Genomic DNA, 255 nt, shown 5'->3' with positions numbered 1-255 from the left:
GGCTCTCCATCAGCCTGGCCACCAGGGCTGCGACATTCTCCGCCAGCGCATGGGCATAGGCCGCGTCGTCGGCGACATGGACCTTGCCCACGCCCGCGATCTTCGCCGCCGCCTGCGCCACGCCGTCGATGCCCTGCCCCGCGACCAGCAGGTGCACCTCGCCCAGCTTCGCCGCCGCCGTCACCGTCGACAGCGTCGCATCCTTGACGGCCCCGCCGTCATGCTCGACCCAAACCAGCGTCTTCACTTGGCCAC

General features: G+C 70.6%; 1 pseudogene. It reads right to left on the bottom strand.

The features are described from left to right. Nucleotides 1-247, bottom strand: a pseudogene (locus tag RN629_RS18340) (electron transfer flavoprotein subunit alpha/FixB family protein); the annotation flags it as partial. Nucleotides 248-255: the final 8 nt, after the last annotated feature.

This window comes from Facivitalis istanbulensis, assembly GCF_040560405.1.
GTDB lineage: Bacteria > Pseudomonadota > Alphaproteobacteria > Sphingomonadales > Sphingomonadaceae > Sphingomonas > Sphingomonas istanbulensis.
The sequence above is the reverse complement of the archived record's forward strand: the minus strand, read 5'-3'. Positions and strand labels throughout refer to the sequence as shown.